Consider the following 20,074-nt stretch of genomic DNA (forward strand, 5'->3'; position numbering starts at 1 on the left):
GATGGAAAATATTTGGTTTGACAACTGGGAAAGCCTGACCCGAACGATTTGTTTAACTACCCTGGGATACATTGCCATGGTGGTGTTATTGAGGATTTCAGGTAAAAGGACCCTAACTAAAATGAATGCCTTTGATTTTGTGGTCACCATTGCCTTAGGCTCCTGCCTGGCCAGCGTGGCCTTAAACAAAAACATACCCCTGGCCGATGGGGTAACGGCCATTGGTCTGTTTATCGCCTTCCAGTTTCTATTAACCTGGCTGTCTGTCCGGATAAAGACCATTAAGAAATTAATTACCAGTAGTCCCTCCTTACTGTTCTACAAAGGTGAATTTCTATATCCGGCCATGAAAAAAGAGCGAATCACCATAGAGGAGATTTATAGCAAAGGCCGGCAGGAAGGCATGGCCAGCCTGGATGAAGTCGATATGATTATTTTAGAAACTACCGGTGACATCACCATTATCGAAAAGGCCATTGGGGGTCAGAAATCTACCTATGAAAATGTTAAGGTAGCCACTTGAAACAACATCTCTAATCGAAGGCGCTTGGGTGTAAATGGATATCTTCTGACCTCAAAGGGCTATCTTTTGCATGGCTACCGGTTCAACGGATATTCATTGATCCAATGAAATCCCCTACTCAGCAGGAAGTAGTCTGACTTCATTTTCCGCTTTGCCTTAAGCGTAAATTGCTCATCGCCGAAAGTGGCTGCCAGTTGATATTCCTCCCCCTCTTCCCGCAAATGCAAGGTCGGTGTATCCTTCCCTTCAGCTGAACCCGATAGGGAAATCACACCGTTTTCCCCAACTTCTACTATGGAATAATAGGATTTATCTCCGGAAACCCGCTCTATGAGGAGCCTTTTTCCGTCCAGAATCACCCTCGCCCATTTGGCATCGGACTTGAGGTCTACCATATCATCACCATCACTAAGAATTTCATACGCTCCCTCCCAGGGATTATCGAAACTCCTGTAGGATTGGGATAGCACATGACCTACCAGCATGCTTACCGGCACAAACACCACCATGTAAAATTTCACCAATAGGTAAGCCCATTTCTTTTTCGGGGACAAAAAAGTTCGGGGCTGGTAGCTCAATTGTCCCGGTCTATGAAGGACAAGCAGGCGGAATAACTGCTTTATATAGGGAGCAAGGATCAGTACCGAAAATAGCAACAGATGTGAAGAAAGGATTTTCACAGGAACGTCAAAGGAGAAATTGACCAGCACAATATTTGTTACCACAGCCATGGAAAGCAAGGCACCGACAACGACTGTTCGCCGGAAAAGTAAAAGCCCGCCGGCCATAATCTCAGTAATCCCCATAAAGGCTTTGTACAAGTCGGAATATCCGAAAAACCGCCAGGCCAGTCCCATGGGAGAAAAATCGCCAAAAGATTGTTCCATGGAGATGAGGCTGGGACCGGGGAATTGCCCGATCAGGAATTTGGCTACACCATATTCGATCAGTGTGATGCCTACAAAATACCGGGCATAGACGATCATTGCCGGGTAGGCCTTCTGAATCCAGCCAGCCTTCTTGCGGAACGCAAAGAGTACCACCGCCAAAAGCAGGGACAAAAGGGTGCGTGTGATCAGAAAGACATAGTCGAAGCTCGTGTCCCCACTTCCCCTTCCCCCGTCATAGGCAAGGTTTTCTATTCCCGGCAATTGCCTGCCTACAAAATAGTTCAGCGACTCCATCAACCGGGAAAAAGGAATCCCTATCCATTCATAGGCAAAGGGAATGTACCTCAGGGGAAAGGGGAAAATAAAGAAGAAGACGTATCCTGCTAGCCAAAGCAGGAAAAACCGGCTCAATGTGCTTGTTTTTTCAGTATTCATAGGCTGCTGGCTAATTGTATGGGTGAAACACCTAATTCAGCAACTAAAATACCTAATAAAACTTAAGCATCTACTACAATTAACGGAGATTAACAATTTTCCGGCTTTATTTTTGGCTGCGGTCCGGCCCAGCCAGCTCCGCAGGATTTGTATTCCCGTCTTACAGATAAAGCGGATTTGTAATCCACAGGTATGTTTACAACCTCTGCTACATAGGTGCTGCAAAAAATTTGAAATACCCAAAAATCCCCTTGGCCTCCATTTCCAGGGGCGATCTGGACACCCGCTATTTGGCAGCTAAGGTAAAAACCTCTTCAAGCACATTCCAGGGAGATCACAACTCAATAAACTGTTTGTAATGCTCATATCGCAAAAATATGTCCCTGACATAGTGGTAAGGTTCGGCTCCGCGGACGAAACCATGGCGGACTACCTCATCGTAGTAATATTCCTTATCCGCCAGTTTCAATATGAATTCTTCCACATTATCGTCCCAGATACCCGGATCCTTTCCATACTTTTCTGCCAGGCGCATGGCATCGTACACATGCCCGGCACCACAATTAAAGGCCGCAAGGGTAAACTTTACCCTTTGGACAGAATCCTGAACCGATTCGAAGTTGTCCCACATTTTATCCAGGTACTTCACCCCTCCCCTTACGTTCTGTTCCGGGTTAAAACTATTGGTTACACCGACCTCCTTTGCTGTGGCCGGCATGAGTTGGATCAGTCCGCTGGCACCCACCCAGGAGGTCGCCCTTGGATCAAACCGGGATTCCTGATACACCTGAGAGGAAAGGAAACGCCAATCCCAACCCAACTCAGGCGCATTTTCCTTGATGATACCATCGTATTGGCTGATTTTATTGCCGTTCTTGCTGAAAAGTTCACTTTGGATCCTCCCCCTGAAGGATTTCCGGTTTTTGAAATATTTATTGTAGATCACGTAATAGTCGTCATTCTTTTTCTCCTCATTGATCCATTGGTTGATGGCATCAAGCAATTCGGGAGAGTTTTGCCTTACCGCCCAGGCGATGCGCTGGGAAAAGGATATCCGGGTATCAATATGCAAAATGGGATAGTAGGTTTTGTTAATGGCCGCAATGTTGTAATCTGCTATGGTCCTTTCTATCTCGCCATCTACCACCATTTTGATGATCTCATCAGTAGGGATATTGCCATCAATTAATTTAATGGGGATGTTTGCTCCGATCTCGTCCTGAAGGTTTTGAAGTCTCTGGGAATAGGAGGTATTTTCCCTCACCCACACGGTATCGTTTTCCAGTTCCAGTGTATTGGAAATCACTTGTTTCTCGATCTTATAGCCGGGCAGGGAGCGCCAATTGTCTGGCATGCGCTGCACCAGTGCCTGGTGGGTGACATAATGATATTCCGTAAAATCCACCAGCTTTTTCCGGGGCTCAGTCACCGTCAATCCATAGGCAATCAAATCGCCCTCTCCATTGTTGAGCATTTCAAAAAGGTCATCAATATCTTCCGCCACGGTAATTTTCAATTCCAGGTCCAGGTGCGCAGCAAGGCGCGACAATAGCTCATACTCAAAGCCCATGGGCATGCCCTTGTATAAAAAATAGCTCGTAGAACTATAAATGGTAATGGCGTGCAGTACCCCATCTTCCTTAATATCCGATAAATCCCTGGAAACAGCATAGGGTACCGCATCAGATTTCGGTTGCCGCCCCTCCTCAGCGGTATTTTGGCTACAGGCAGCTAGTGCCATCAAAACAACTATGATCAGTAAATTCCTTTTTATCTCCATAAGCACTACATTATATGGAAATAAGTAAAAAAAGCAAGAAATTGTTTGATTTTTATCGCTAAATGGCCTGAGAAGGCACTTCGAAAACTACCAGTTTTCCTTCTCTGAATGCACTTCAACATACCTTTCTCCAATGCATCCCCGTCCGTTTCAAAAATCAGCACCTTTTCATCTGTTGCACCCGGTTTGCCTGCCAGAATATCCTGCTTGGTCCACACAGCAGTTACTGAAATCTGTCAAAGCAGATCGCGGGAGCCAGCCTTTTATCTGGATTCGACGTATTTTTTAAAATTATCGAGTATAGCCTGCCAGCCTGCACGCTGCTGTTCATCGCTGTTTGTCCCTTCCGCTTCAAAGGTCTCTTCAATGTGCACCGCATTGTCCCGTTCAGTAAATACTATGGCCACCTTGCGGCCGTCTGTCATCCTGTACGTAATCAGCTCATTTTTTATGATTTTGTCATATACTCCTTCAAAGTCAAACCCCATACTGCCATCTTTTGCCTCCATCCTCCAGGAGAATTTTGCATTCGCTTTGAGCTCGTTTTCTACTCTCGGGCAGTGCCATTCATCCGTCGCAAAATTCCAGTGAATGATGTGTTCGGGTTTTGTCCAATATTCCCAGACCCTGTCCATGTCTGATGCAACGGTCGTGGAGACGCCTATCTTTTTCATGTGTTTATAATTTGTTTTTAATAGGCCACATGGAATCTTTGACGATTAAAATAATCATTGCCCTGTGTGTTTAATGATGATTTTAATCGTGTCGATTTCATGTGTTTATAATTTGTTTTTAATGGTCAGATGCATGCCTGCCGGCAGGGAATCTCGCATGATTGATAATCATCCCTCTGTATGTCGCCTCCGACATGCTCGTTTTCATGTGTTTATCTTTTGCTTTAAAAGGTTCTTAGCCGGCTCAGCCGGCATCTCTCAACAGCAAAAAAGGAGGCCCGCTTATCAGCTATCGCTTTCGCGGTTCTTTAATTTATGATTCAATACTGAAATTCTCATTCTGTGATTTCTTTGCAGAACGACCGGATAGAAATTGAAGCAAATATTCAACAATGTAGCAACTAAGGCAATTGCATAATGCCCTTGTGTTAAAATAATCAAACAAAGCAGCTGGATCAGTAGCATTGGAATCAGGTGCCCAAACTCCGATTGACGGGTCTGGTAATCGAAATTTTCCAATCCGGCAATCGATCCGTTGAAAAACTTTTTCCTGTTTTTTTGCTGACTCCAAAAAATCAACAGGAGAAATTTCCTGAAATAAGTCAGTTTAAGAACCCCCGATATTTCAAGAAGAAATTCCGGATCTCTAATTCGATAGTATTTATCCGGCAGTAGGCGACTGGTTTTGTAGGCAAAGCCAGTGAAGGCAAAAACGCCGGTGACAAACAAATTTAGCAATGCAGCAAATAATATTTTCATCCAAAGCGGAACCTCTGAGGGTTCTAAAATCAAAATCGCATTTACAAGCTCGTAAGACTGGTAGACCAAAAATATGGAGAATAAGGGAAAGACAACTTTTTTAACAGCCATTCAATTATCAGGTTAAAAAAAACCAACCATTTACTTTTTTCATTCGCCCCACTCATGATTACAACAAATTTTCTCCGTTTGCGCAGATGAAGATACAAATTTATCCCACTTAATTCCAGAATTACGGTATATCCTGTACACTGTCTTTTCTGAAAAGATCACATTTCTGCGATACCATCCAAATAAGGGCCTTTACCGCCAATTTTTTTCAAAAGAACTTTCACTGTAGTTTGCACCCGCATATCTCTTTCGGACAACCGGCATTAAATAATATTTACTTTGCACTCCTAACCAACAACCTGCAACCAGAACTTTTTCGACTGGAGCCGTCGAAAAAAACAAGGAATTTAGTACCTTAAAAACATGAATAAAAAGACCTTTTGCTATGGCATGATCGCCTGGATGTTGGTGACAGCTATTCCGGCCGCAACTGCACAAAATTCCGAGCTGATCGCCCCCGAGGTGGAAAATGCCCGCACAAATGCCTATGAGCGGCAACTGGAGGATTACCTGCGCCATTTTCTCGTCGAGGAGTACGAGGCTCGTGCAGCGCAGCGCTGGAACCGGGATTACAGCAGCCCGGCCGCCCTGGTGCGGAGCGTCAGCCCCAACCGCAGGCGTTGGGAGGAAGTGCTTGGTCCTCCCGAACTCACCAAAACCGGAGTGCTCAAACGTACACCCCATCCCCTGGGAGAGGTACAGGCAGAGTGGATCAGCCTTCCCCTGGGCATGCTGGAAGCGGAAGCTGTATTGGCCTTTCCTTCCGGAGCCAGTAAAGAGCAGCCAGCAGCCCTGATCATTGTGCAACACGGCATTGCCAGCACACCAGAAACGCCTTTTTCCAGCGGAAACTACCATGAATATGCCAGGGCTTTGCTGGATGCCGGCTTTGCGGTGCTCTTGCCTATGAACCTGCGCTCGGTGGAGCGGCGCAATAATGTGGAACGCTACGCCCGTCTGGCAGGCACTTCCCTGCCAGGAATAGAATTGGTACGGCTGCAGCACTTACTGGATATGGTACTAGAAGATCCGCGGGTAGACGCCACACGCCTGGGAATGTGGGGTGTCTCTCTGGGTGGTATGGCTACCATGTTCTGGATGCCACTGGAGCCCCGCATCAAAGCAGGCGTGGTTTCTGCCTGGTATAACGAGAGGAGAAACAAGATGGCGGTACCGGATGCTCGCTATTCCAGCTTTTCGCCCCGGGAGGAACATGCTTTTTTCAACGGCTGGCTGACGGAATTTTCGGACGAAGACCTCGTTTCGCTGATTCTGCCCCGCCCGCTCATGATACAACACGGCAAAAAGGACAATATAGCCCATTGGCCCCAGGTGGTGGAAGCCTACGAGAAAGCGGCCCTGCACTATAAAAAGCTGGACATTCCCGAAAAGATCGACCTGGTGCTGCACGAAGGAGGCCATGAGGCCATAGTGGATGAAGGCGTACAATTCCTATCGAAATGGCTGTCTGACCCTGGCGTGAAAAATAACCCTTGATCTCAGTGCTGACCCCTGAAACCTGCGAGTCGGTAGCTCTGTTCAGATCGGATGAAATGAAGTTTTGTCTTATAGGTAAATTAGCCCTGTGCAAAATAAGTGAATAAAAACGATAAACCCGGAAAGGGTTAAGCGAATCCTGGGAACCTGCAGGTCCGCGTTCTTACTCTATTTTCTGGAAAACAATGCCTTTGACGGTGCCTTCTGCCGCCACCTCAAAAGATTGGATCCCGCTTTCTTCCGTTCCCCGAAAACTGTACCTGGTTCTTCTGTTGGCACCAAATACACCCGGCTCTCCTTCGCTGAGCAGGAGATAGTTATTGGGGTACTTCAGGAACAATTGTCCATCCTCCACTCCTATCAGGTATTCTACATCAAGTTCTTCCGAATAGTACCTGCCGCCATAGGCTTCCAGCTGCTGATCAGGAGCGTCTGCCAACTGGATCCTTTCGAAATAAAAAATGGCTCCACCAAAATCTACCTGCAAATCACCAATGCCGGCTGTCTGGTCAAAGCTATACCTGACCTGAGGACTGTCTGCTCTGCTAAATCGCCCGGGAGCAGCGGCGATCAGTATACTGGCTTCACTACCCATGCTGCTTACCGTCTTTAAGGTGTCATTTTCCACATAAATATTCATGCGCAAATCACTGTTGAGTTCCTGGTAAGTCCCGGCAAATGCATGTAATTCTTCAGACGAATGGGTGTAGGTAGAGCGCGTTGTGCCGGCATTTGCTGCTTCAGGTAAAATTAGATCCAGGATCTTATAGGAGATGTTTACCGCATTTATGCTTTCGGCATTTGTAAAGACCACCACTGCCAGTTCCTGCCCGGGAACCACAATAAACTGCGTACGGATACCCAGGTCACGCCCACTATGGTGGTAAGTGCTCAGGTTCCTGTAAGAAGAATTAAACATTCCCCTGCCGTACTGCAGGAGCTGTCCATTGTTTAAGGTATCACGGTCTGTGAGAAAAGCTTTCAGGTAGGAAAGATCCTCTGCCGGGTCCAGCAGTATTTGCGACCAGGAAAGCAGGTCGGATATGGTACTTTTCATTCCTCCCGCTCCCAGACAAAGGGTCAATGATTTGGGCTGCCGGTAGCCATCATCAGTAGCGTAGTAGGAATAGGCACGATTTGGAATAAGAATTTCAAGATCCCTGATAAAAAAAGTGTTGTTCATGCCCATGGGGCTAAAAAGGTTACGCTCAGAAAACTCATGGATGCTCTGCCCCGAGACCCTTTCGACGATCAACTTAAGTAAAACATAATTGGTGTTGGAGTAGAGCATCTTTTCCCCGGGGGCATTGTTGATCCCCATTTGCCGGAACATCAGCTCTTCAATCATTTCATTGGTGTAGCCGCGGTGTGCATAATCAAATCCCTTCAAGTCCAGCAGTACATTGTGATTTCTGATCCCGCTGGTATGGTTGAGTAGGTGCCTTATCCGGATTGTATCGCCGTAAAAGGGCAGCTCCGGCACCACTGTCCGCACATCCTGATTTAATGACAATTTCCCTTGCTCTACCAATACCCCGATACAGGCAGCGGTAAATTGTTTGGTAACGGAGGCCAGTTCGATCATAGTAGAATCATTAAATGGAAGCTTGTATTCCAAATTCATATTCCCCCTGCTTCCCAGGTAAATCATCTGCCCCTCTTTCACAACACCAACAGTAAGTCCGGGACCGGTAGCATCAGGAAGTACCTCGACCAACAAGGCCTCTATGCGATCTTCGAATTGCGTCTGGGCATTAAGTTGTACAACTGAAAATACAAGAAAAAAAAGCGCAGGGAATTTCATAGCTTATGGGATAAATGTGTCATGATAAAACCGGAGGATCAGGTTAATTTTGAATTTACATCAAGATTTGCTTTAAACATCCTGACAAAGAAAAAGGGTAACATACCAAGGCCTGCAACGAGGAAGCATAGCGCCAGCAGCATTCCTGCCCCGGGAAAATGAAAAACCTTGAGGAGACCGGTTAACAGTAGTACCAGAAAAAACACCAGGGCAAAAACTCTTTCGGCTTTCCTCGTAGCCAGCGGCCGAAGCCTGAAGGGTACACTTTTAAAGAAAAATACAGGTAAAGAGGTCACCGCTATCCCGGCCAGACCATAAGTAAGAAAATGACTGGCCCCAGGTAAATGCATGATTTTAAAGAAAGCCCCTATGAATACCGCAAGTGAAGCCAAATATCCCAGACTGCAAGTGGATAAATTGACGAAAAATCGCTTTTTGTAATTTATCAGGCAAAGTTTTTCCTGTTCTATTTCTCCAAACCCATCTGGCGCAAGCTGCCCCAGAGCTGCTTGCAAGGCAATTTCAAAAGGCAGCCCCTTTTCCAATTCCGACTCCACAGCACAGCAAAGGTGGTCGATCAGTTCGATCTCCAGCTCCTTATCATTAATTTCAGCACTTCGAAATATTTGACAAATTCGGTCAATCTGTTCCCCGGTAATCATATGGCTGCTGAAGTTTTTCCGTCAGAAAACACGATCTTGCTCAATGTCTCCATAAAATCAGCCAGTTCTGCTACCACCATTTTCTTCTCTCCTTTCCCTTTGGCTGTCAGACTATAATATTTCCTTACCCTTTTACCCAGATTTACCTCCTCTGTGGTGACCATACCGTCTTTTAAAAGCTTGTGCAGAATGGGGTAGAGGCTACCGTCCCTGATCAGGATTTTACCGTCCGATATGTCTTTAACCTTTTGGCAGATTTCATAACCGTACATTTTCCCGTTCTCCTCCAGGAGCTTCAGGATAATGATATCCAGGGTACCTTTTAACAGTTCTTTCGAATACATAGCACAAATATACATCATATTACGATGTATACAAATAAAAATAAAACTGTTTATTGATTCTTTTTAACGATCACTCCTTATTCTACTGATTTTCTGTCTATTAAATTTGAATACAGACCTGCCTGTCAACCTTAACCGATCGCCTGATCGCATACCGTTCGGTAAATCCATGGCCTATATAGCCTTTTGGACTATTTCCAGGGAAACACGCTTCTCATCAAATACCCACTTCTTAATTTCCTGCTTTTTTTTCCCCGAAAAACTGGCAGGAATTTTCAGCCTGTTGCCTGATGGCTTCTATTTTCTCTTTTCGCAGGCCTACCTTTCCTTCAAAAATGTTTTCAAATAGGATATGCTCGTCCAAATATCTTGTCATCCCGGCCACCTCAAAATGAATATAGGCGAAAATGTATTTTGGATCATTTCTTATTGCTGCTCTTTCATCGGCTGCTGATCGTAATTTTGTTTAGCAATACGAGGAAATTATAGATTATTTGGGAGCATACAAAGCCATTTAGAGCCAAGAGAATACCATGACGTATTCTTTAGCATGGTCAATTGCAGTGTTAACGTTGTCTGCAAATACTTATTAATAAAGTCGTATCTGTGAGTTTGATGCCTTTCGGGATGCATCGCTGCGCTTCATCAAAACCGTGTGGCAGCACCAATATTTGCCTGCTTTCAAGCTCGCTGCAATTATTCATTTAGGAAAGTGATGGAGGGAACAAAATTAAAAGCATGTCATTTTTATGATGACATTTTTTATATATTGACGATGGTATTTATGAACAAAAACTTTCTCCTATGACAACCAAATTTCCATTTGCCCTTATTTTAAGCCTGGGTATCGGCTTCCTCTCCTGCTCAGTATCCGATGACGAACAGGGTATCAAAGTTGAGATCTGTAACAATGGCATTGACGATGATTCCGATGGTCAGATAGATTGTGATGACGGTGATTGTGTTGAAGATAATGCCTGTATACAATTGGGCTCAGATTACCGCCTGAAAGACAATATTTCTGTGCTCCGATACGGACTCTCGGAGGCCTTACAACTGCATGCCAAGACATACACCTACAAAGCTGACGATTCTGCAGAAAAGCGGATGGGCTTTATGGCGCAGGATGTGCAAGCAATTATGCCAGAATTGGTCAGCGTAGACAAATCCGACCAGCACCTGAAACTAAAATACATGGATCTGGTGCCGGTATTGGTCAATGCCATCAAAGAACAGCAACAAATTATAGCATCCCATCAGCAACAAATAGAGCTGCTGAAGTGTGCACTTGAAAACCAGGGGCAATCCAAATAAGTCGTCTGCCCATTCCCTGTACTTTCCGAAATTTTCCCTGCCTTCCGAAAGTACAGGTTATATTTGGAAGCCGGCCCATCAATATTCTTCTAAATCCCGTGCTGCTTGTACTTGTCTAAGGAGATTAAGTGAAAGTTATTTGCAATGCTATTTGCAAAACATCGAGCCCAAATATTTTTTTGTTTCTACGTGATGTAAAATTAATCCTCAGCGGTCATCATTTCCGGTTCAGAAGTCAAAATGGAAAGTAACCTGCCAATAAATTCCTCTTCCATAGCCACATTCTTCCGCAGGTTCCACTCCTGCAAAATTACCCCAATGATATTTTCGTTCGGCAAAATCAGAAGGTGTTGTCCCCCTTTGCCTCGAGCCGCATATACTGGCTGCTCTTTATGGTTGAGCAGCCACCAGCTGTAGCCATACCCTACTTCCTGGTAACAATCTCTATTGCGAAAAGCTTTGCTATCAGGGGTATAATTGGTGAAGCTCTTTTCCACCCAGGCAGCATCCAGAAGCTGTAAACCATTTATCTTCCCCTGATGGAGGTACAGTTCACCAAATCTGGCCAGGTCTCTTGCCGTAAACCAGGTTTCATCTCCACCTGCATAGTATCCATCCACCTTCCGCCAGAAAGCACATTGTATGCCGAGCGGTTTAAACAGCTGTTCCTCCGCAAACTCCCTAGTGTTCTTACCGGTTGACCTGGTAAGGATGGCAGAAAGTAGCATCTGCGAACCAGTGAAGTATTTAAACTCCTGTCCTATCTTAGGCTCAGAAACTTTTTCGTGAAGGATCACCTGCTCTACATTCTGAGGCCCATCCCAGCCGGTAAACCCAGCCCGCATGGTCAGTAAATGGTCTATGGTTAATTTATCCTTGTGAAGATCCTTTAGCTGCCGCTGGTATTCCGGAAAGAAGGGCATGACTAACTCATGCTCGGATCGGAGATAACCCTGCTGGATAGCAATACCTGTCAGTGCCGAAAGGATACTCTTGGTGATAGAGTGAACATTGAAGGCGCTGTACCGGGTAGCCCCTTTCTGGTATTTTTCCACTATTATCTTACCATCTTTGATGATGATCAGCCCCCTTAGTCTCTCCCAGCTTTCAATGTCATCGAGATACTGTTCCATGTCCGACCGATTCAATCCAACACTTTCAGGCCTTTCTGCCAGCCATTTGTTGTACGGTTCATGGCTGACTTCAAAGGACTGTGACTGGCTGAAGGGGAGCGAGAGATTGAGCGGATGCCATTCCAGGAAATAATTAATACTGTTTACCGCAATCAATAAGGTGGCTGAAGCTGCCAGACCGAGTAACAATTTCCTTCGGCGGTGTTTTTTCCAAATAGCAGTAGTCAAGGTGATCAGCAGGATCAGCAACGCCAACACGTATTCAATGGCGTTTGGATACGGCAAATAAAAGAAGTCATCTTTAATTTTGTAGGAGACACCTACCGATAGCACCGTTAGCAGCAGGAAAAAGATGTAAAGGATTTTCATTTAAAGGAGCTGTTAGCAAAACTTCTGCCAGATATAACAATTTAAGCAGGCAGAAAATCATTCACCTGACCGTTCCCGGCCTGGTCCGGAAAATCATGTTTTAAGACCCAGCGGGCTTTTCCGGTTCCGGCAGCCGACCAAATCACAATCCGTGCCCACCGGACACCTTAATTACCTGACCCGTGACCCAGGAGGCTTTGTCTGAAGTCAAAAACAATACCGTGTCGGCAATATCCTGCGGGGTACCGATCCTTGCTATCGGGATATCGGGTAAAACACGCTGTATCAACTCAGGATTCATCCATCCGGTTTGCGTTGGCCCCGGAGCGATCGCATTTACAGTAATGCCCAGGTATCCCAGTTCCATCGCAATGGAACGCGTGAATGCTTCAACTGCAGCTTTGCTTGAACCGTAGGCAAGCTGTCCGGACATGATCTGCGCGGTATCTGTGCTGAAGTTGACGATCCGTCCGTACTGGGCATCTGTGTGCAGGGGTTTGTATGTACCGACACCCATAGAAGTTTCCTGTATGTCCCGAAACCCGGATTCGATCAATTCGCCATATCCCCGTTTGACAAATTCCCGGATCATCATTATTGTGCCTTGTACCGTTGTCTCATAAGTGGATTTTATATCATCCAACCGTATATTGAATATGCTGTCCTGGACAGGGTATCCGGCGGCATTATTGATCAGGATATTTACCTTACCCAGTTTGGCTTCGATCTTGTCAAAAATTACCGGAATATTCTCTGCGACGGAAATGTCCGACTCGATGGCCAGATAATCACGTGTATGGGAGGATATGGAATGTTCCACTTCCGAACAGTCCATTGACAGGGCTTTGAAATAGGAATCCACACAATCGCCTTTCGCCGATGCTTCATCGTAGTCAAAACTCATCCTTTTATAGACCATTGCCACTTTTGCCCCTTGCTTTGCATAGGACAAGACCATTGCAGCCCCCATCCCTTTGGGGTTGTTTGTACCGGTGATCAGCACTACTTTATCTTTCAATCCATAAGCTACCATAATGGCGGTCTCGTTTATTTTCGCGTTTGAATTATCCACCAATGCTGCGGAGCTGGCCGAATTGGAGCGAATCACTGTCCCTCATATCCAAGGCTATTCAAGAGAAAAAAACATTCAATTTCCGGCTGTTCAACCTGTATTATCCCGAGACAAAGTGGTGGGTTCACTATTTGTTTTTTCAAATTCATAGTCTCTCTCCACTTTCGCTATTCTTGTTTTATAAATTTTATACCAGTCCGTTCTTCCTTTCTTTTGAGCAATGATATGGTCGGAGTGTTGCTTCCACTTGTTAATCGACTCAAGGTCCTTCCAGTAAGACACCGTAATTCCAAGATGATTTCGTGCACTTTCTACACCAAAAAATCCTTCCTGCCTGCTGGCCAATTCCATCATTAAATCTGCCATTTCAGCATAGCCTTCATTTTCATCCGTTCTCAAAGCGCTAAAGATGACCGCATAATAGGGAGGATCAGGAGTATTGGCTATCATATCAATATCTGGCTTTATTGTTCTTCAATTATTGATGCTCCCTTTGATCGGTCGCCCGAGGTCCATTCCCATTTTTCGTGCAATCGGATTTTCCCATTTGCAAGGATTTCGGGTTTCGATGTGCATTGTCCGGTCAACAATTGATTCTTTTTGTTTACCTGATGATAACGCATATCAATATTTCCTTTTTCGTCCACCAGACCAATCAACTGTCCTTTTACGATTTCCCCACCTGAATACTCCGATGAAAGTACCTTGCCAACTTGTTTGTAGTGAAAGACGGTTTGGTTTGAAACTTCACCATTTTCAGCGCTACTTATTGGAACGAAAGTCTTGTTATTGTAATTTATCATTGTTTTTTATTAAAAAGGCACAACGGTCCAGGCTTTGCTGCGGTGGGCACTGTTGGAGCCGTTTTCACGAGACTGTCCCGAACTTTATCCAATGTACCAAATATTATTTATTCGTTTGGTGCCGATTGCACTCAAGCCATGGTTAGGGTGCGTTTTCCCTTATTCTATGGTAAAGGATACTTTCTTACCCAAACCAATTTCAAGAATCCTGTACAATGTAGATAGCTGAATATCACTTTTCCCATTTTCAATTCTTGAAATAAAGCTCTTTTTTGTTCCGGTTTTAAGTGCCAGTTGTTCCTGGGTCATGTTCGAAAGTCTTCTTTCTTCCTTAATAAGCTCCCCTATCGCAAAAGCTTTCGCCTTAGCCTCGAATGCCATTCGTTGATCTGTTCCCTGTGCCCCATATCTTTTTTCCAAATGTTCCTCAAAGGTTGTCACATGCTTTTTATCTAAACTTTCCATCTTATCAGGGGTTTTGCTTTTCATTAAAGTATTCTGCTCTTAGTCTTAAAGCTTTTTCAATTTCTTTTCTAGGTGTCTTTTGGCTCTTTTTCTGAAAACCATTGAAGAGCACTACCAAATTACCGTCATCAAAACAGCAAAATATTCGGTAAATATCGCTGCTGAATTCCACCCTGATTTCATAGAGGCCATCGGTTCCCTTCATATGTTGAAAGAATTTTATCGGAATCCTCTCCAATATCATCACCATATACAGTACCTGGTCCATTTTATCCTGGACCTTGATCGGCAGCTTATCGAAGAATTCAGAGAAATGGTTCCTGTAAAAAATCAGGGATCTCTTCTTGTTCATTTCGTAAAGTTAACGAATAATGGTACAAAAATATCGGGAATCATTCAATTTTTTTGCTCTTTGAATATTTAAACAAATGCTCCCTAACATCCATATACAGCTACCTTTTCAGTCAGGATGCGTTTATTCGGACTATGCACGCTACCTGAACCCCTTGTTTACGCTCAACAAATTAATCATTTCGGTCAATATCCGGGTCTATGGCCTGCTTTTTTTTTAACCATGAAGCTCGTCCGGATACAGACCTATTGCATAAGTATATAAAATTCCAGTGCCGCGCTCAGCAAGCAACCTGCCCCATCTGCCGAAACTATCCTTGTCGGTAATGAATTAAGCTGCCGAAAAATGACAAGCCGGATTTACTCCGGACGGATATCATTGGCAGAAGTGGCATACAGGCCGATCAGGTTGCCGGTAAAGCCTCCGGCCACATTGGTAGAAAGGATATCCCCGGATACCGTTCCGCCCAGATTCACGAATGCTCCTCCCGGCAGGGCATAGCTGAAGCGGTACGCATCCCCCTCTGCACTTACCCGGAGCCGCAGGGGTCCGTTTACCTGCACTACCTCACTGCCGATCACTTTAGACTCACCATCCTCTGTTCGTTCCAACACCAGCCGGTAGTCGCTGCCTGCCCGGGTCAGCCCGAAAACATAATGGAATTTTTCACTCTGCAGGCAGGTAATTCCCGCCAGTTCCGTTTCGGAAGCGGGCAGGTAATCCATATGGGTGGTGAAGGTAAAATTTTTGTGTTGTTGCCGGTAAAACAGGGAAGCTACCGGAGCCTGCTCTTTGGTGGTCGCCGGAAAAGGATTGATCTTCAGTCCTTCCTCCGTGAACAAAATAAAATCTTCCCGGGGGCCCCTCAATCCTATCCAGCGGTAGTCCAGTGGATCTGAACCGAAAGTTTCCGTGTAGGTGAAATTGCCATTGGGGAAAAATCCTTCCTGCCCGGTCCTGTTTTGCACCCCTTCCGGCAGGCTGAGTTTAGGCTGCATGGGGATCAGCCCGTTTTCGAATACCGGAAACTCCCCGGACCAGTCCACCGGCAGGATAAAGGTCTCGCGGCCGGTATTCACCCGATCTTTCTCATTGGGACGGATACCCAGAAACACCCCGTAATATTGTCCTTCCGGGGTTTGTACCAGGTCCGCATGCCCGGCCCAGTCCACCTTGTTTTTACGGTCTTTGGCAAGGTAGCGCTGCGAAAGGATGGGATTTCCGGGCGCAGGCAGGTAAGGTCCCCTGGGATGATCACTCACAAAAATCACCTCGCTGTGCCAGTCGCCGGTACCACCCTCTGCGCACATCAGGTAATAGCGACCATCCTTCTTGTAGATATGGGGCGCCTCTATCCAGATGGGTTGCTGACTGATGTCCACTCCCCCGTCCACAATTACCTTGTCGGTACCCGCAATTACCTGATCCGCCTCAATATCGTAATCCCATATCTTGATGACCCGGTGCCCTTCGTAGAGCGCTTCTTCGGGAGCATCATTGTGTACCACATAGGCTTTGCCGTCTTCGTCAAAAAACAAGGCCGGATCGATCCCGCTGAAGTTCAATTTGACCGGATCAGACCATCCCTGTTTGGGATCGCGGGTCTTCACCACCATATTGCCAACGCCACCTGCAAACTGGGTAGTGATCATATAAAAGGTGTCGTTATTTTGATTGTACAGGATGTCCGGAGCAAAAATGCCCGCACTGATCCCTGCCCTGCTGACCTTCAACTGGGATTTCCGGTCCAGCACATGGCCGATTTGGGTCCAGTTGACCAGGTCCCTGGAATGAAACAGGGGTACACCCGGGAACATGGCAAAAGATGAGGCCACCAGGTAATAATCCTCTCCCTTCCTGGTGATGGATGGATCAGGAAAACATCCCTGTAAAATGGGATTGTAAAACTCCCCTTCTGCCAGGGGGTTCTCCTTGTAAACAACATCATTTCCCTGATAGATTACTTGGGAAAAAAGCGGGGCATTTTCCTGCCGGCCCAGGGTATGAACTGTGGAAAACAGATGAAGCGTACAGATGATGAGAAGAATGGTGGAAAGTTTTTTCATGCCTGAGCAAAGGTTTTGGTCAATGGGTTTGATTAGAAGCTACAGCAGCCTGGACAAGGTGAAGCTCCACGAACTATTGCACAGTGAGCCTACCAGGTAGAAGTTGCTTATATGCCATAGGAGCTCTCATACCGAAAGGCCCGCTGCTAAGTCCACGCACCGAATTAAACTTCCGGCGCTTTCAAATATAAAATGTATTGCATACACATAATAGCCCGGAGGCATTTTTTTTCCCGGAAAGTACCTTGCCGGGAATCAGCCTGGCGGCCGGGCAAGGAAGGATAGTTGGACAGCATCACCTTTCACTACCGGACGGCAAGCCTTTTTCTCAGAAAAGAGTTCAAACCCTACAAATGCAACTTGAAGCCTCCGTTGATGACAAAACCATCCACGGGTGCATAAATATCCCTAAACTGCGGATCGCTGATCGAACCGGTGTAAATGGTATCAAAAGCGGTCTGCCGTGTATCCAGAAAGTTTTCAAAGTTCAGGAAAACAGAAAAATGATCGGCAAACTTTCTTTCCGACATCAGCCCCAGGATCCAGTAGGGTTGTCCGGTCTGCCCGTCATTCAGAAGCTGCCGGCTGAAATAGTAGGCTTCCAGCCCGATCCAGAATTCCTCATGTTTTTCATACATCAGCACATTGTTGAGCCGGTGTCGGGCCACCAGCGGATAGGGCTCACTGTCGCCTCCCCGCCGCTCATCTACATCCGAAAAGGTATAGCCGGTAAAAAGCTTCCAGTCCCGGTAATTCCACTTTAAATTAAGCTCCATCCCCTGAGTCCTTATCCTCCCCTCGGGCTGCCGAAACTCAAATGCCGATCCCGCAGCAACCAACATGAGCGGATCCTGTATCCGGGTATGGAAGAAAAGGGTGTTGGTATTCAGGGTCAGTTCCTCACTTAGGGCGATTTTATAGTTGACATCCAGATTTGCTCCGGAAGAACGTTCTGCATCAAACAGGGAGGGATCAATGGGCCGAACGTTCCGAAACGAAATCCGCTCTGCCTCTTCTGAAAACACCGTAGGTGATTTATACCCCAGGCCTCCACCAAGCCGGAAGGTAAGGTGCTCGGACGGTTCTACCATGAGGGACAGGCGGGGCAAAGGAAAAAGCCCGTAGTCTTGCTGATAATCCAACCTGAACCCGGTCTCCAGGGTCCATTTTTGAGCCGGATTCCAAATATTCTGAACAAATGCACCCAGGGTATTCAGTTGGTAATCCAGGGGCTCGGAAAAGGCTCCCTGGGTCTGGTCAAAATTCTCCGTCCATAGATTGGTTCCCAAAGACCACTCAGCGCTTTCGCTTTGGGTCCGAAAGTTCAATTCGGAAAATGAGGAAAATTGCCGGCCTGCAAACCGATAATCCCTGAGGGATATCTTCCTGTTAAAAAAGTTAAGGCTGTTCTTTAACTCCAGGACCTTGCCATCGCCCCAGTCCTGCTCATAACGCAGTTGGGTTGAAAACCGGTCGGTTTGGTTGCGTTCAAAATAGGGGTCCTTGACAGGTTCATCCCTGATATAGGCCAGATTGCCGCCCAGGCGATCCTCATTGGTCCAGTTCAAACCTAGCATCAATTCGCTGTCCTCATCAGGGTTCCAAAACACTCTAGGATTGATACTGATCCGGTCAAATTCCGGTATGGCCGTCAGGCCCACCGTGGAGGGATCATAAGCATTCCCTTTGTTGTAGGAGACAAAAACGGTAGTGCCCAGATTTTCACTTTTCCCGGAATAAAACCCACTGGCATCCAGCCCCAAAGCGGATGTTCCGTTGACCATCAGATCAAGCCCTCCATCTTCCTGTGGGCGCTTTGAAATCAGGTTGACTAATCCTGCAATGGCACCTCCCCCGTAGAGGGTGGAAGCCGAGCCTTTGATTACCTCCACCTGTGCCAGGTCCAAAGGTGGGATCTGCATCAGGCTAAGGCCCCCGGAATAGCCTGCATAAAGCGGCAGTCCATCCCGCAGAAGCTGGGTATATTTTCCGTCCAACCCCTGAATCCGGATACTGGAATTGTAGCTGGTGGCGGAGGTTTGCTGGGTCTGTATTCCGGTACTTTCGTTGAGCAGCATGCGGATATCTCCCGGCTTCATGTTGCCTTTCTCAGCGAGCTCCTCCCCGGCGATGACTTCCACCCGTGTTGGGTTATCGGCAATCAGCGTGCTGGAGCGGGTAGACTGCACCACGATTGCCTCCATTTCATCTTCTTCGGGATGAAGGTTGACCTGTTCCGGCTGTTCCTGGCTCAGCGGAAAGGTACGCGCAAAATTTTCAGAACGATAGCCCAGGAATCTTATTTCAATGGTATAAGTGCCGGCAGGAACCGCCACAAAGCGGACCTCCCCCTTTGTATCGGCTACAGCAGCCAGATTGGTATCGGTAAACTGAACGGTAGCACCGGGCAGCGGCTCTCCGGACTCCTCATCCACAATGCGCAAACGGTACTCGGATGTTGTTTGGGTATAGGCCATTCGACTGATACATACACATAGTATCAGCCCAAATAAATATTTCATTTTTCTGGAAAGTTGTAGGTGAATAAAAAAAGGTTCTGCGTCTGCAGATCAGGCAAGCTGAAGGAAATGCCGGGGTGGTTTCAGGGGAAGCGGTAGTATTCCCCTTGGAAGTCCGGGGGTAATTTCAAAAACAAAAGTTGGTACGGCACCAACAGTGAACTCCAAAACGAGGGGATAGGTTTTAGGGGAAATACATCCCGTACAGGTTCCGCAGGTATAAAAGGGGGAACATGGCAATTCATCTGTACAGCCTTCCTCATTGGAATAAGACACATCCGTACAAGCTTCCCCCTCGTAGGCGCAATGGTGCACTGCCTCACAGCAAGGTACCACCGAAAGCCAGGCGACCAAAATAACCAGTAGAAATACCCCTGTTCTCACGTTGCGAAGGTAATCAATAAAGTCTTTTTGGTCGAACCTTTTCAGGTGCAATTTTATCCATTCAACTAAATCCCGATCTACCGCAGGAAAGAGCAGCCCCAACCCGGATCCTGCTCAG

The 20,074-nt window shown here is 46.4% G+C and carries 21 protein-coding genes; 4 read left to right on the forward strand and 17 right to left on the reverse strand.

Features of this window, described 5'->3' with window-relative positions; translation table 11 throughout:
* The first annotated feature begins 1 nt into the window (after position 1).
* On the forward strand, positions 2-523 hold the full coding sequence (locus BUB19_RS09320; protein WP_073094279.1) for a DUF421 domain-containing protein: 522 nt from the start codon (positions 2-4) through the stop codon (positions 521-523).
* A gap of 74 nt (positions 524-597) precedes the next feature.
* On the opposite strand, the gene BUB19_RS09325 is transcribed toward BUB19_RS09320, so the two are convergent.
* The 4 genes from BUB19_RS09325 to BUB19_RS09345 all read right to left on the reverse strand — a co-directional run bounded on the left by BUB19_RS09325 (position 598) and on the right by BUB19_RS09345 (position 5,172).
* Entirely contained in the window at positions 598-1,848 is a 1,251-nt protein-coding gene (locus BUB19_RS09325) for a hypothetical protein (RefSeq protein WP_073094280.1), read from the reverse strand.
* A 334-nt stretch (positions 1,849-2,182) separates the two neighbouring features.
* Entirely contained in the window at positions 2,183-3,628 is a 1,446-nt protein-coding gene (locus BUB19_RS09330) for an MltF family protein (protein WP_073094281.1), read from the reverse strand.
* 263 nt (positions 3,629-3,891) lie between these two features.
* Positions 3,892-4,302, reverse strand: coding sequence for an SRPBCC family protein (locus BUB19_RS09340; protein ID WP_073094283.1), 411 nt, complete (start codon positions 4,300-4,302; stop codon positions 3,892-3,894).
* A 285-nt stretch (positions 4,303-4,587) separates the two neighbouring features.
* Positions 4,588-5,172 carry a glycosyl-4,4'-diaponeurosporenoate acyltransferase CrtO family protein gene (locus BUB19_RS09345; protein ID WP_073094284.1) on the reverse strand — a complete coding sequence of 195 codons (585 nt, stop codon included), beginning with the start codon at positions 5,170-5,172 and terminating at the stop codon, positions 4,588-4,590.
* Positions 5,173-5,535: 363 nt separating this feature from the next.
* Here BUB19_RS09345 and BUB19_RS09350 point away from each other — a divergent pair, with 363 nt between their 5' ends.
* Complete coding sequence (locus BUB19_RS09350; RefSeq protein ID WP_073094285.1) at positions 5,536-6,669, forward strand: dienelactone hydrolase family protein; 1,134 nt, start codon at positions 5,536-5,538, stop codon at positions 6,667-6,669.
* 163 nt (positions 6,670-6,832) lie between these two features.
* Here BUB19_RS09350 and BUB19_RS09355 read toward each other — a convergent pair whose 3' ends face one another.
* The 4 genes from BUB19_RS09355 to BUB19_RS24145 all read right to left on the reverse strand — a co-directional run bounded on the left by BUB19_RS09355 (position 6,833) and on the right by BUB19_RS24145 (position 9,855).
* On the reverse strand, positions 6,833-8,473 hold the full coding sequence (locus tag BUB19_RS09355; protein WP_073094286.1) for a serine hydrolase domain-containing protein: 1,641 nt from the start codon (positions 8,471-8,473) through the stop codon (positions 6,833-6,835).
* 38 nt (positions 8,474-8,511) lie between these two features.
* Positions 8,512-9,135, reverse strand: a complete 624-nt coding sequence (locus BUB19_RS09360; protein ID WP_073094287.1) for a GldL-related protein — start codon at positions 9,133-9,135, stop codon at positions 8,512-8,514.
* Positions 9,132-9,479 (reverse strand): PadR family transcriptional regulator, encoded by a 348-nt coding sequence (locus tag BUB19_RS09365; protein ID WP_073094288.1) that lies wholly within the window; start codon positions 9,477-9,479, stop codon positions 9,132-9,134. The genes BUB19_RS09360 and BUB19_RS09365 overlap by 4 nt, the downstream gene beginning before the upstream one ends.
* Before the next feature lie 232 nt (positions 9,480-9,711).
* Positions 9,712-9,855, reverse strand: a complete 144-nt coding sequence (locus BUB19_RS24145; protein WP_178371468.1) for a hypothetical protein — start codon at positions 9,853-9,855, stop codon at positions 9,712-9,714.
* Between the two features lie 428 nt (positions 9,856-10,283).
* Here BUB19_RS24145 and BUB19_RS09370 point away from each other — a divergent pair, with 428 nt between their 5' ends.
* Positions 10,284-10,793 (forward strand): tail fiber domain-containing protein, encoded by a 510-nt coding sequence (locus BUB19_RS09370; RefSeq protein WP_073094289.1) that lies wholly within the window; start codon positions 10,284-10,286, stop codon positions 10,791-10,793.
* 200 nt (positions 10,794-10,993) lie between these two features.
* Here the strand turns inward: BUB19_RS09370 and BUB19_RS09375 are convergent, their stop codons facing one another.
* The 6 genes from BUB19_RS09375 to BUB19_RS09400 form a co-directional block, all read right to left on the reverse strand.
* Positions 10,994-12,295: a serine hydrolase domain-containing protein gene (locus BUB19_RS09375; protein WP_073094290.1), complete on the reverse strand. Its 1,302-nt coding sequence runs from the start codon at positions 12,293-12,295 to the stop codon at positions 10,994-10,996.
* 142 nt (positions 12,296-12,437) lie between these two features.
* Positions 12,438-13,367 (reverse strand): SDR family NAD(P)-dependent oxidoreductase, encoded by a 930-nt coding sequence (locus tag BUB19_RS09380; RefSeq protein WP_143155987.1) that lies wholly within the window; start codon positions 13,365-13,367, stop codon positions 12,438-12,440.
* Between the two features lie 90 nt (positions 13,368-13,457).
* On the reverse strand, positions 13,458-13,817 hold the full coding sequence (locus tag BUB19_RS09385) for an antibiotic biosynthesis monooxygenase family protein (RefSeq protein WP_073094292.1): 360 nt from the start codon (positions 13,815-13,817) through the stop codon (positions 13,458-13,460).
* Positions 13,818-13,831: 14 nt separating this feature from the next.
* Positions 13,832-14,170: an avidin-fold protein gene (locus BUB19_RS09390; RefSeq protein ID WP_073094293.1), complete on the reverse strand. Its 339-nt coding sequence runs from the start codon at positions 14,168-14,170 to the stop codon at positions 13,832-13,834.
* A gap of 159 nt (positions 14,171-14,329) precedes the next feature.
* On the reverse strand, positions 14,330-14,635 hold the full coding sequence (locus tag BUB19_RS09395) for a helix-turn-helix domain-containing protein (protein WP_073094628.1): 306 nt from the start codon (positions 14,633-14,635) through the stop codon (positions 14,330-14,332).
* A gap of 4 nt (positions 14,636-14,639) precedes the next feature.
* Positions 14,640-14,987 (reverse strand): type II toxin-antitoxin system RelE/ParE family toxin, encoded by a 348-nt coding sequence (locus BUB19_RS09400; protein WP_073094294.1) that lies wholly within the window; start codon positions 14,985-14,987, stop codon positions 14,640-14,642.
* 76 nt (positions 14,988-15,063) lie between these two features.
* Here BUB19_RS09400 and BUB19_RS24150 point away from each other — a divergent pair, with 76 nt between their 5' ends.
* Positions 15,064-15,207: a hypothetical protein gene (locus BUB19_RS24150; RefSeq protein ID WP_178371469.1), complete on the forward strand. Its 144-nt coding sequence runs from the start codon at positions 15,064-15,066 to the stop codon at positions 15,205-15,207.
* 139 nt (positions 15,208-15,346) lie between these two features.
* Here BUB19_RS24150 and BUB19_RS09405 read toward each other — a convergent pair whose 3' ends face one another.
* The 3 genes from BUB19_RS09405 to BUB19_RS09415 all read right to left on the reverse strand — a co-directional run bounded on the left by BUB19_RS09405 (position 15,347) and on the right by BUB19_RS09415 (position 20,007).
* Complete coding sequence (locus tag BUB19_RS09405; RefSeq protein ID WP_073094295.1) at positions 15,347-17,053, reverse strand: glycoside hydrolase family 43 protein; 1,707 nt, start codon at positions 17,051-17,053, stop codon at positions 15,347-15,349.
* Between the two features lie 347 nt (positions 17,054-17,400).
* Entirely contained in the window at positions 17,401-19,575 is a 2,175-nt protein-coding gene (locus BUB19_RS09410) for a TonB-dependent receptor (protein ID WP_073094296.1), read from the reverse strand.
* Between the two features lie 48 nt (positions 19,576-19,623).
* The gene (locus tag BUB19_RS09415; protein ID WP_143155989.1) at positions 19,624-20,007 is read right to left on the reverse strand and encodes a hypothetical protein; all 384 of its coding nucleotides are present in this window, start codon (positions 20,005-20,007) and stop codon (positions 19,624-19,626) included.
* Positions 20,008-20,074: the final 67 nt, after the last annotated feature.

Source organism: Cyclobacterium lianum (assembly GCF_900143075.1).
Lineage (GTDB): Bacteria > Bacteroidota > Bacteroidia > Cytophagales > Cyclobacteriaceae > Cyclobacterium > Cyclobacterium lianum.

Excerpts from the sequence above, each read along its gene's own strand:
- BUB19_RS09320 (WP_073094279.1), top strand. The coding sequence starts at position 2 with ATGGAAAATATTTGGTTTGACAACTGGGAAAGCCTGACCCGAACGATT.
- BUB19_RS09325 (WP_073094280.1), bottom strand. The coding sequence starts at position 1,848 with ATGAATACTGAAAAAACAAGCACATTGAGCCGGTTTTTCCTGCTTTGG.
- BUB19_RS09330 (WP_073094281.1), bottom strand. The coding sequence starts at position 3,628 with ATGGAGATAAAAAGGAATTTACTGATCATAGTTGTTTTGATGGCACTA.
- BUB19_RS09340 (WP_073094283.1), bottom strand. The coding sequence starts at position 4,302 with ATGAAAAAGATAGGCGTCTCCACGACCGTTGCATCAGACATGGACAGG.
- BUB19_RS09345 (WP_073094284.1), bottom strand. The coding sequence starts at position 5,172 with ATGGCTGTTAAAAAAGTTGTCTTTCCCTTATTCTCCATATTTTTGGTC.
- BUB19_RS09350 (WP_073094285.1), top strand. The coding sequence starts at position 5,536 with ATGAATAAAAAGACCTTTTGCTATGGCATGATCGCCTGGATGTTGGTG.
- BUB19_RS09355 (WP_073094286.1), bottom strand. The coding sequence starts at position 8,473 with ATGAAATTCCCTGCGCTTTTTTTTCTTGTATTTTCAGTTGTACAACTT.
- BUB19_RS09360 (WP_073094287.1), bottom strand. The coding sequence starts at position 9,135 with ATGATTACCGGGGAACAGATTGACCGAATTTGTCAAATATTTCGAAGT.
- BUB19_RS09365 (WP_073094288.1), bottom strand. The coding sequence starts at position 9,479 with ATGTATTCGAAAGAACTGTTAAAAGGTACCCTGGATATCATTATCCTG.
- BUB19_RS24145 (WP_178371468.1), bottom strand. The coding sequence starts at position 9,855 with ATGACAAGATATTTGGACGAGCATATCCTATTTGAAAACATTTTTGAA.
- BUB19_RS09370 (WP_073094289.1), top strand. The coding sequence starts at position 10,284 with ATGACAACCAAATTTCCATTTGCCCTTATTTTAAGCCTGGGTATCGGC.
- BUB19_RS09375 (WP_073094290.1), bottom strand. The coding sequence starts at position 12,295 with ATGAAAATCCTTTACATCTTTTTCCTGCTGCTAACGGTGCTATCGGTA.
- BUB19_RS09385 (WP_073094292.1), bottom strand. The coding sequence starts at position 13,817 with ATGATAGCCAATACTCCTGATCCTCCCTATTATGCGGTCATCTTTAGC.
- BUB19_RS09390 (WP_073094293.1), bottom strand. The coding sequence starts at position 14,170 with ATGATAAATTACAATAACAAGACTTTCGTTCCAATAAGTAGCGCTGAA.
- BUB19_RS09395 (WP_073094628.1), bottom strand. The coding sequence starts at position 14,635 with ATGGAAAGTTTAGATAAAAAGCATGTGACAACCTTTGAGGAACATTTG.
- BUB19_RS09400 (WP_073094294.1), bottom strand. The coding sequence starts at position 14,987 with ATGAACAAGAAGAGATCCCTGATTTTTTACAGGAACCATTTCTCTGAA.
- BUB19_RS24150 (WP_178371469.1), top strand. The coding sequence starts at position 15,064 with ATGCTCCCTAACATCCATATACAGCTACCTTTTCAGTCAGGATGCGTT.
- BUB19_RS09405 (WP_073094295.1), bottom strand. The coding sequence starts at position 17,053 with ATGAAAAAACTTTCCACCATTCTTCTCATCATCTGTACGCTTCATCTG.
- BUB19_RS09410 (WP_073094296.1), bottom strand. The coding sequence starts at position 19,575 with ATGAAATATTTATTTGGGCTGATACTATGTGTATGTATCAGTCGAATG.